Origin of the sequence: Blastococcus capsensis, assembly GCF_030165005.1 — a bacterium.
GTDB classification, from domain to species: domain Bacteria; phylum Actinomycetota; class Actinomycetes; order Mycobacteriales; family Geodermatophilaceae; genus Blastococcus; species Blastococcus capsensis.
Map to the genome: position 1 here is coordinate 1 of NZ_JASNNW010000043.1, position 9,738 is coordinate 9,738.

Below are 9,738 nucleotides of genomic sequence, written 5' to 3' on the forward strand. Positions count from 1 at the left end.
CGGATGAACGCCACACCCCGACCCTAGGCCGAGCCCGTTAGTGCGTGAAACCACGCCGAGTCCAGAGCGTTCCCGCAGCTCAGCGAGCCGCAGCAGAAATGATCATGCAACCCTGATCAAAGTCAGGAGGGCTGCTGTGCCCCGGCTCGGCCCGGCGTCGGCGGTCTGCCGGCGGAGGACGGCTGCAGCTGTGCCGACGGATGCACCGACGCCTGCTGCGCGCATGATGCGCCCGCACCGCAGACCCTGACCCTCACGCCCCGGGAACCGCTCCGATGACTACCGCCGCCCTCATTCTGTACGCCGTCGCCCTCGTCGTGCTAGAAGGGGATGCTGTTCGTCGCCGCACTACTGCTCGTCGTCGCCGCGCTGCTGCTAGGCCTGGCCGGTCCGCTGATTCCCGATACCGGCGCGGTCACCGCCGGCCGGCCAGGCCACGGAGCCCGCGGTCGGCAAGGAGCTCAGCGTCGACGGGCCACCGCCGATCCGGCACCTCCCAGCGGCGGGGAGCCGGAGACAGAAGGTTGGCACCCGTATCCGCATCCGCCAGCGGGACGCAGGCCTATTGCTCCTATGGCTAGCCAGGAGAGTTACATGTAACATCGTTCCATGGCGAGCACGCGAGATCGGGTACGTGAACATCGACAGCGTTTGCGTGAGCAGGGCCTCAGGCCTGTTCAGATCTGGGTGCCCGACGTACGGGCTCCGGAGTTCGTCGCGGAATCTCACCGTCAGTCAGCTGCCGTCGCGGTCAGCGAGCATGAGCCCGACGAGCAGGCGTTTGTCGATGCCATTTCCGTCGATTGGGACGATGAGGCGGAGCCCGCCGAGTGAGGCGAGGCGACATCTGCATCGCTGCTGCGCGTGGTGTCTACACCGGCAAGCCGAGGCCCGTTGTCATCGTCCAGGACGACCGGTTCGATGCCACCGCCTCCGTTACGGTCTGTCCGCTGACCACCAATCTGGTCGAGGCGCCATTGATTCGGATCGCTGTGGAGCCGACGGACGCCACCGGGATCGAGCAAGCAAGTCACATCATGGTGGACAAGGTTGTGACGATGCCGCGCGCAAATGTGCGTAGTCACCTCGGTCGACTCGCCGATTCAGATACTGTGCGGCTTAACCGCGCACTTCTGGTGTTTCTCGGGCTTGCCGAGTGACGAGCTCACCCCGCACGCGGTGACGCACAATCGCATCCGCTATGGAGGAGCGGCGAAAGCCACTTGGGGCCCATATGCCATGACATGGGGTCCGCCGCTGCGAACAGCGACGACCGGGGGTCCATAGGGCTGGTGGGCGTCACCCGCTGCGACTGGTTCGCCCGGCCCCGCGAGCGCCGGACCGGACTCCGAGGTCGTCCAGTTTTCTTTGGCGGCAGTCCAGCAGTCTTCGGCGCTCGAAGCGTTCTCGCCGGTGCGCTCCACCCCTGCTTCTGACGGTTCACTGGAGGTGGGGCTGGGGCCAGGGGACCAGCGGCGGCAGCCGGTCACCCGGGTGAGGGACGCCGTCAGGGGCGTGGGTGTTGCTGCGGGGTTCGTGGCTGCCGGCGGCGTGGGCGATCGCGGCGAGGACGAGGGTGAGGGCGTGGCGGTCGAGGCCGACGGCGAGGTCGCCGAGGTCGACGGGATGCCCGTCGGCGATGCTGGCGGCTGCCCGCAGGACCTGATGGTCACTGCTCCTGCCGATGATCGTGCCGATGCGCAGGGCCTGGTCGAGGTCTGGCCAGTAGATGTGGGCCCACAGTCCCTCCCCTTCCACGTCTCCGTCGACGGTGATCAGCCCGGCGTGCTGCAGTTGCGGTAGCCAGTGGCCGGAGGTGATCAGCAGGAGAATTGCGGCTTCGTCGGAGTAGTCGCCCAGGGCGGCGCGCAGCAGGGCATTCTCGACGTCGACCGGGTCGAGGTCGGCGGCTCTGGGTTCGAAGATCACTGGGTTTCTCCTGTCCTCCGGCCTCCAGGCTCGGATTGCAGTGTGCCGTTGGGGTCTGACAGGCGCGGCCGGTGACGGGTGTCGGGCGGCGGTCGCGGGACCGGTGAGCGCGTCGGGCCGCAGGCCCGCCGGCAGCTTGCTGACGGTTGGCCTCGACGCGCCAGCGGCGGGGCCTCGCGCGACCCCCGCCGTCGGCCGGCCACCCCAACCGCCACCCCGCCTCGACGTGGCCGCCCCGCAGGGGTGCGGGGACGGCCGGACGCCGGTCAAGTTGCGTCGGAGGAGGGATCGGCGGTGGGTTGCCCAGTGGCGTCGATGATCTGTTGCTCGATGTCGGCGAGGGTGTAGCCGCAGGAGACCAGGAACCGCAGCCAGCGAGCGTCGCCGGCGCCGGGGTTGCGCCAGGACTGGCGGTGCATGCCCGATTCGATAGCCCCGGCGCCGTGCGCCAGCAGCGCCACGCCCAGCCGGGCGTCGGGCACCTGTTCACCGCTGGTCAGCGTCGGTGCCGGCTTGTCCCGGGTGGTCCACCACTGGCCGGGGGCGTCGATGCCGAGGTCGGCGGCGGCGTCCTGGGCGCGGTTGGGCTGTCCGGACAGCCACCGGGACAGCGGCCGGGGGCCGGTGGCCATGGTTTCGACGGCGAAGCGCAGCGCCGCCTTGGGTGCGGTCTTGCGCTGCAGCAGGCCCTTGATCCACTCGCGGCGGGTCTCGTTGGCCGCAGCCATCGCCTTGTTGTTCTCGATGGTGGCCCGCCGCTCGGCCGAGGCGGCCTCCCGCTCGGCCTCGCTCGGCTCCTCGCCTGCTGCGTTCGCGGGCAGGGCGGTGGCCGTCCAGCGGTCACGGTGCCCGTTGCCGGCCGGGTCGGTACACACCTCGACCGCCCGTGGCCCCTGCCAGCCGGTGGTGGCGATGTAGACCGCCGAGCCGGGGCAGCCGGCGTGGGCGTCGGCAGTTAGCGGCCGGCCGTCGTGGGCCAGGTCGGCCAGTCGGTTGGCGGCGCGGCCGGTGTCCTCGCCCAGGACGGTGCGCCCGTCGGCGGTCAGCTCCGCCAGCAGAACTGCGGCCTGCTCCGCTTCCTGTTTCGCCTGCTTGGCGCGGGTCAGCGCGTGGGCGAACTGCCCCGGCCCCTCCCCCGCTGCCGCGATCAGGGCGGCGGTGGTGTCGGGGTCATCGGCGTAGACGGCGACGGCGGCGGCCTGGTCCAGGGTCAGCCCCGCACCGGCAACCGCGGCGGCAGTGTCGGCGTCCAGCCGAGCGACGCCGGCGGCCTTGGCGACCCGCTTGCGGCCCAGCCCGGTGGATTTGGCCACCTTGGTGAGGGGCACGCCGAGGTCGAGCATCGCCTGCACGCCGCGCGCCTCCTCCACTGCGGACAGGCCCTGGCGGTGCAGGTTCTCGGCCAGCATCGCCCCGACGTGCCCGGCCTGGGCGGCCCGGTCACCGTCGGCGGCGGTCCCGTCGAGGGCGAGGTCGGGGCGCAGCACGCACGGCACCGCGGTGAGGCCGGCGAGGATCGCGGCGGCCGCCCGGCGGTGCCCGGCCACCAGCTGGTGGCCAGGCGTGCCGTCGGCGGCGGCGTGCCGTATCACGGTGAGGGCCTCCAGCACGCCCTGGGCGGCGATGGAGGCGGCCAGCCCGGACAGGTCGCCGAGGTCGTCGCGGATGTTGCGGGGATGCACGGCCAGCTCCCGCGGGTCCAGCCACACCAGCCGGTGTGCCCGGCCGCTGTCCTCGGCCGTGTCGGCGGGTGCGCTGCCGATGCGGGTCGGGTCGACGTGCTCGGTCTCGCGCTGCTCGATCCCGGCACTTCGGGCGTTTTCGGTCGCGGAGGGCTCGTCGGGCGTGCTCTCCCGGCCGGTGTGCAGGGCGGTGACCGTCGTGGTCGTGGTCATGGCGGGTTCTCCTTCGATGCTCTGCGGGGTGGCGGTGCTCTCGGTGCGGGTGCTGTCGCCGGGGCTGCTGGTGGCGGACATGTCGCGTTCTCCCCGTTCACCCGGTGGCGAGGACGCGGGCGCCCCCGGGCTGCGCGACCGGTCCGGCGGGCGAGGCGCTGTGCCCATCCCCCGGCGGGGTCTCGGTGGCCTCGGCGCGGTCGAGGTGGTCGAGGATGCGGCGGGCGGCGGCGGTCACCGTGGCCGCGGCGGCGCGGACGACATCGGTGTCCCCGGCCGACCAGGCGGCGACGTAGGGGACGGTGTAGGCGCCGGCGTCCAGCCCGGCCCAGGCGGTGACGATGTAGGCGACGGACTCGGCTTCGGCCTCGGCCCGCCCGCGGCAGCCCCGGTAGTCGTATCCGTCGGCGGTGTGCCCGCACTCGATGTGCGCGAGTTCGTGGGCGAGGGTCTTGACCGCCTGGGCGTCGGCGATGTCCGGGCGGACCCGTACGGTGCGGGCGGCCGGGTCGGTGAGGCCGTTGGCCTGCCCGCAGTGCTCGCGGGTGAGCGTGTAGCCGTGCGTGGCGACCTGGGCGGCCAGGGCGTCCCACAGGGCGGCGGGGGCGTCACCGGTCAGCAGCTCCGGCCGGACGTCGGGCAGCGGGTCGCCATCGGTCTGGGAGATGTCGAAGACGTGCGCGACCCGGAACCCGCGCAGCACCCGCCCCCGGGCCGACTGGTCGGCGTCCCCGCCGGCCGGCTCCCCCGCTATCCCCGCCGCCGTCGTGGCGGCGGGTGCGGCCCGACGGGTGTCCTGCCCTGTGCCGGTGTCGGCGGGGGTGTCCTTGGGGGTGTAGGTGCACGGCGCCAGGACGGCGAGCCCCGTGGATCCTTTGAGCACGCTGCGGCCCAGCGCCTTCCAGGTGGTGAACCCGGCGACCCGGGTCGGGTTGATGCCCCGCCCGGCGGCCTGCAGCTCGATCAGCAGCTGGTTGTTGAGGCTGTAGGTGTGGAACTTCGCGGCGGCATCGAGCATCGCCCGCCACTGCGGATCGGCGGTCAGCTGCTCGACCTGCTCGCCGATCCGCTCGTGCAGGGCGGCGATCTTCGCCGCCCGCGCGGCGTCGGCGGCCTCCCGCTGCGCCGGACTCAGCTGCGGCCGCCGACTCCGGCTCCCCCTGCCGGTCCGATTGCTGCTCGTGCCGCTTGCCGGGCTGCTGATTGTGGTGCTGGTGCTGGTCATCTGGACCCTCCCGGAACTGGAGCCGAAACCGGGACGGGAGGGACTACGGAACGGGTGTCCTGCCACCCATTCCCCCGGCCCGTCCGGCACAGAGCTCTGCTCAGGGGCCGGGAGCGGCGGCGGGGGACGACCGGACCAAGACTGCTTCCGCAGCGGAGCGCCCGAAGGGCGGAAGGATCTTGGTCCGGTCGGGAGGAGACGGCGTGGGAGGCCCCTACGCTGAGCTGCCGGACGGGTCGGGGGGTCAGCAAGGACAGCCCGCCGCAGGCGGACCTTGACGACGGCGCAGCCGGCGCCACGCGCAGCGTGGCCCGAAGGGTGCTCCTGGCCTGCCCCAACGGCCGCGGCGCGACCATGTCGACGGTGGACCCACCGGTCAGGACGCTCCGGTCACCCGACACGTCCCGGAGGTGCCTGGCGGACCGGTCACAGGCCCCGCGGTCCTGCCGTGCACCGGGTGCGGTGTCGTGCGCCATGGGTCGAGCGTGGCCAGGCCGGCGGTTGCCCGAGGGCGTCGGTCCGGATGTTGTGGACAGGAGCCGTTGTCCACAGCGACCTATTGCGCAGGAGCGCCCCGATCCTCACGGTCTGCACCGGCTGACTGGAGGACAACTGGAGGAACCCCGGGTCAGCAGCGGACCTCCTGTAGTCCTCCTGTCCGTAGCGGGGCTGGTCGGGCCGGCTGCCGTCGGCTTACCGGAGAACGTGCTGCAGACGTGCGGGCCGCACGGGTCGGCCAGGGACAGCGCCGCGGAGTGACACTCGGGCATCGGCCCGGGACGAACGAGGCAGTCCGGGAGACCCTTACCGGGACGGGGCCGAACCCAGCCGCATCACCCGGGGGGTGCACCGGCTGTCTCGGCGCCGCCCCCTTGCGTCGGCAGTTGCAGGGTCTCCGTCGCCGGCAGGTGACGCGCCACCGGTAGCCGCGACAGGAGAACAACCGGAGACAGTCAGACAAGGCTGACGGTGAAGTGTCACCACTGGGGCCGAAATGGCGCCTTCTGTGGTGACGGCACAACCCACCACCGACGACCCCCGGGGAGCCAGCCATGCCCGACCCCACCGACGACCACGAGCCCGAGCTGCTCACCATCACCGAGGCCGCGGACGTGCTCCGCGCCCCCGTCGCCACCCTCCGGTACTGGCGACACCTCGGCACCGGCCCGAACAGCTTCCGACTCGGCCGGCGCGTCCTCTACCGCCGCGCCGACCTGCGCACCTGGATCGACGCACAAGCAGACCAGTCCCCGCACCGATAGCCCCGCCTCCAGAGAGCGGCTGGACCGGCACGGGGCCGCTTCCGACTTCGGGCACACCGTGCGGTCCGTGGCCAGCCCCGTCGGTGGACAACGACGGCCATCCACAGAAGCCGGCCGGGACAGGCCCGGCCAGGCGCCGGAACGGCGACCGTGGCACAAGCATCGAGAGGAGAAGCGATGGGATGGATGGGCCCGGTCGTGGACGACCAGGAGCACGAGGGCTGGGCGGTGCCACTGTTCGCCGACGGCGCGCAAGGCGCCGGCACCACCAGCGCCCGCGGGATCCTGATAGCCCGCCGGCCCGACGACGGGCCGTGCAACGGCGACCGGGTGCGGCTGACCTACCGCGACGGCTCCACCGCCGAAGGCCTCTGGCAGGACGGCACACTTCTCCGCGGCGACCGGATCGTGCACCCCCACACCAGCGGTCAGGTTCGCCATGAGGTGATCGAGCAGGCCGAGGAGTGGCGCCCCGATGCCGCGGTCGTCGGCTGGATCGCCGGCTGCACCTGCGGCTGGCGCGGAACCCCCTGGACCCGCGTACCACCGGAGCTGGCCGACCCCGCGGCGCGGCCGCTCGCCGTCACCGGCCCGTGGGCCGATCTGGAGGTCGCCGAGGAGAACCGGGTGCGACAGGAATGGCGCCGCCACATCGCCGGCTGGCAAGCCCTCGAGGACGTTGAGGCGGCCGCCGCCCGGCAGGCCGCCGCCGCCCGCGCGCTGGACCAGGCAGTGCGCACCGCCCTCACGGCCGGAGCCTCATGGGCCGACATCAGCCGAGCCACCGGCAGAACCGGCCGGTCGGCCACCGAACGGTGGTCCGCCCGTGACTGAAAAGCCGACCGGCCACCCCGGACCGAGCGACGAAACCCCGCGAAGGCAGCGCACCGTGCTCGTCATCGACCTCGACGGCGAGCCGCTCGCGCCGCTGCGCGACCTGGAGGAGATCCTGCTGTGCCTGGGCACGTGGGAGGACGACGACCGGCGGGGTCCGAGCACCGAGACGCAGCCGCTGCGGTTGCCGGCGCCACTGGCCGACCGGGTCGCCCTCGCCGCCGTGCAGCGCCTGCTCACCGCCCTGGCACCCACCCAGTCCCGGGGACCCGGATGCGGCCGGCTGCTCGCCCCGGACGGCCGCTACGAGCACGCGCCGCTGACCGTGCTCACCCTGCCCGCCGCCGACATCCACCTCCTCTCCGCCACCGCCGCCGCCCTCGGCCACCCCCGGCTGAACGCCGACATCGCCGAGCTGGTCGACGCCCACGCCGAGCAGCTCGCCGGCGGCTACCGCCGGATCGACCGCACTGAACTGGTCTCGCTCCTTGCACGGCTGGCCGGCCTGCTCGACCTCTCCCCCACCTACGACACCCGACTACTCACCACCCGGCTGCGGGCCACCCCGCCCGGCACCGACTGCGTGCTCCGCGACGCCGAGGAAGCCGCCCACGCCCGGACCGCCGACCGCATGAACCGCCTGTGGGCGCACGGCTCCGGCATCGACCGCTACCTCTACTGAACCACGGCCACCCGGGCCCGGAGTAGTTCGTTCACACCGACGCGCGGATCCGTCGCCCAGCACCTCGGCTTCAGGGCGAGCACCGGCTTCTGGGTGCTCGTAAGGCCGGTCTCGCATGCCGGGGTCGCGTGAAGAGGCGTCGGCTGGTTCCCTGGCCTGCGAACGCAGCGTCCTTCCCCGACGGCGCGCAGGCTGGACTGAGGCTATGGACAAGACCTGGACCCAGCAAACGCCCCCATGGCTCGGTGGCCGGAGCTGGGAGTGGGAATTGTCGACGACTGCCGACCTGCATTTCGTGCGAGCAGACGTACGCCGGCTCGTCGATGCGGAATCGGTCGTAATGGATGACGCTCGGTGCGAGAGATTCCTCCTGGCCGTCGAGGAACTGGCTTCGAACGGACTCCGCCATGGTGGGCCTCCGGTGCGAGCGCGTGTCGTTGCAGCCCCCGAGGGGCTCTTGATCGAGGTCAGTGACTCGGAACCCGAGCGTGCTCCGGAGCTAGTGCCGGGTCAGGCAACCTTCGCCCTCTTGATGGTCTCGGCTCGACGGATGACCTTGCGGAGCTTGGGATCGGTGACGTGCCGGTTCCGCCAGGCGATGTAGCGGCGGATCATGCTCGCCTGCTCCTTGTGGGACTCGTGGTCGGTGCCGTCGAGAGCGAAGTAGCGCAGCGCGGTGAATTGCGCCTCGATCCGGTTGAGCCAGGAGCCGTAGAACGGCACGTAGGCCAGCTCGACGTTGTTCGTTGCCGCCCACTCACCGACCCGGGAGTCGGTTTTGGTCGACAGGTGCGGGCTGAAGTTGTCCAGCACGATCGCGATCCGCACGTCGGGCGGGTACAGCGAGCGTAGGTAGCGGCAGAAGGCCAGGAACTCGGTGCGGCCCTTGCGGACCTTGACGTGGCCGTAGAGCCGGTCGGTGGACAGGTCGTAGCCGGCCAGTAGGTGCCGCACGCCGTGCGGGCGCTTGTAGGTCGCCCGCCGGCGCCGTCGCCGCGGCCGGTCCTGGTCACCCTTGCCGGAGGCGGCTGGCGCCCACTGCTTGCCCGGGTGGGGCTGCAGGTTCAGCGGCCCGAACTCGTCCATGCAGAGCACCACCGTCGGGTCGCCGGGACCGGGAGCGGTGCGGCCGTCGGCGATGGCGTAGAGCTCCAGCACCCGGTTCTTCTTGGCCTCGTAGTCAGGGTCGGTGCTGGTCTTCCAGGTCTTGACGGCTTGGAAAGGAGACGCCCTCCTCGCGGAGCAGGGTGCGCAGGCCCTCGTGGGAGATGTCGTCGACCACCCCCTCAGCGACCAGGAAGTCGGCCAGCTTCGACAGGCTCCAGGTGGAGAACGGCAGCCCATGATCGGTCGGCCGAGCCAGTGCCGCCTTCTTGATGGCTGCTCGCTGCTCGAGGTCGAACTTCGCTGGTCGCCCGCCGGCGTACTTCGGCTTGAGGGAGTCGAAGCCGTCGGCGTTGAAGTTGTGCAGCACGTCCCGCACCCGGTCAGGACTGGTGAACGTCACCTCGGCGATCTGCGGCACGGCCATGCCTTGGGCGGACAGCAGCACCATCTGCGATCTTCGCCAGGTCACCACCGACCCGCTGCTACGGCGCACGATCCGCAGCAGCTTGTTGCCCTCGTCGTTGCTGATCGGGCGGACTTGCACGCGATGGACCATCTCGCATCTCCTGCGGGGAAGACAGGATCAGACGAACCCCACGGTCGACCCGCCGAGGCCCTCAGCCAAGGACCCCGGCGGGCGTGTCACCGAAGAGAGGCGAACGTTGGCAGCCGCGGCACTAGCCCGGGGCTTTCACGGGAAGGCGCCGCGACCGGGTGTTGATCAACTGAAAAGTGCTCCTGACCAGCAAGGATGGGTCTTGTCGAGGGACCTGTCCGAGCCGTTCAAGGAGCACCTTCCAGGTG

At 71.7% G+C, this 9,738-nt stretch carries 10 protein-coding genes; 5 read left to right on the forward strand and 5 right to left on the reverse strand.

From position 1 onward, the window contains the following. Window positions 1-609: 609 nt before the first annotated feature. Window positions 610-834: an antitoxin MazE family protein gene (locus QOZ86_RS20810; protein WP_284493873.1), complete on the forward strand. Its 225-nt coding sequence runs from the start codon at window positions 610-612 to the stop codon at window positions 832-834. Next, window positions 831-1,160, forward strand: a complete 330-nt coding sequence (locus QOZ86_RS20815) for a type II toxin-antitoxin system PemK/MazF family toxin (RefSeq protein ID WP_284493874.1) — start codon at window positions 831-833, stop codon at window positions 1,158-1,160. The genes QOZ86_RS20810 and QOZ86_RS20815 overlap by 4 nt, the downstream gene beginning before the upstream one ends. 280 nt (window positions 1,161-1,440) lie before the next feature. Here the strand turns inward: QOZ86_RS20815 and QOZ86_RS20820 are convergent, their stop codons facing one another. From QOZ86_RS20820 to QOZ86_RS20830, 3 genes are all read right to left on the reverse strand, one after another. Then, complete coding sequence (locus QOZ86_RS20820) at window positions 1,441-1,929, reverse strand: hypothetical protein (protein WP_284493875.1); 489 nt, start codon at window positions 1,927-1,929, stop codon at window positions 1,441-1,443. Between the two features lie 266 nt (window positions 1,930-2,195). After that, window positions 2,196-3,905 carry a ParB/RepB/Spo0J family partition protein gene (locus QOZ86_RS20825; protein ID WP_284493876.1) on the reverse strand — a complete coding sequence of 570 codons (1,710 nt, stop codon included), beginning with the start codon at window positions 3,903-3,905 and terminating at the stop codon, window positions 2,196-2,198. Between the two features lie 16 nt (window positions 3,906-3,921). Next, on the reverse strand, window positions 3,922-5,049 hold the full coding sequence (locus QOZ86_RS20830; RefSeq protein ID WP_284493877.1) for an ArdC-like ssDNA-binding domain-containing protein: 1,128 nt from the start codon (window positions 5,047-5,049) through the stop codon (window positions 3,922-3,924). A 1,052-nt stretch (window positions 5,050-6,101) separates the two neighbouring features. On the opposite strand from QOZ86_RS20830, the gene QOZ86_RS20835 reads away from it, so the two are divergent. The 3 genes from QOZ86_RS20835 (at window position 6,102) to QOZ86_RS20845 (ending at window position 7,827) form a co-directional block, all read left to right on the forward strand. Next, complete coding sequence (locus QOZ86_RS20835; protein ID WP_284493878.1) at window positions 6,102-6,311, forward strand: helix-turn-helix transcriptional regulator; 210 nt, start codon at window positions 6,102-6,104, stop codon at window positions 6,309-6,311. 177 nt (window positions 6,312-6,488) lie between these two features. Next, a complete protein-coding gene (locus QOZ86_RS20840; protein ID WP_284493879.1) occupies window positions 6,489-7,145 on the forward strand; it encodes a hypothetical protein in 657 nt (218 codons plus the stop codon). Beyond that, entirely contained in the window at window positions 7,138-7,827 is a 690-nt protein-coding gene (locus tag QOZ86_RS20845; RefSeq protein ID WP_284493880.1) for a LuxR family transcriptional regulator, read from the forward strand. The genes QOZ86_RS20840 and QOZ86_RS20845 overlap by 8 nt, the downstream gene beginning before the upstream one ends. Before the next feature lie 510 nt (window positions 7,828-8,337). Here QOZ86_RS20845 and QOZ86_RS20850 read toward each other — a convergent pair. Beyond that, window positions 8,338-8,985, reverse strand: a complete 648-nt coding sequence (locus QOZ86_RS20850; protein ID WP_284493881.1) for a transposase — start codon at window positions 8,983-8,985, stop codon at window positions 8,338-8,340. Window positions 8,986-9,007: 22 nt separating this feature from the next. After that, window positions 9,008-9,478, reverse strand: coding sequence for a helix-turn-helix domain-containing protein (locus QOZ86_RS20855; RefSeq protein WP_284493882.1), 471 nt, complete (start codon window positions 9,476-9,478; stop codon window positions 9,008-9,010). Between the last annotated feature and the right edge of the window lie 260 nt (window positions 9,479-9,738).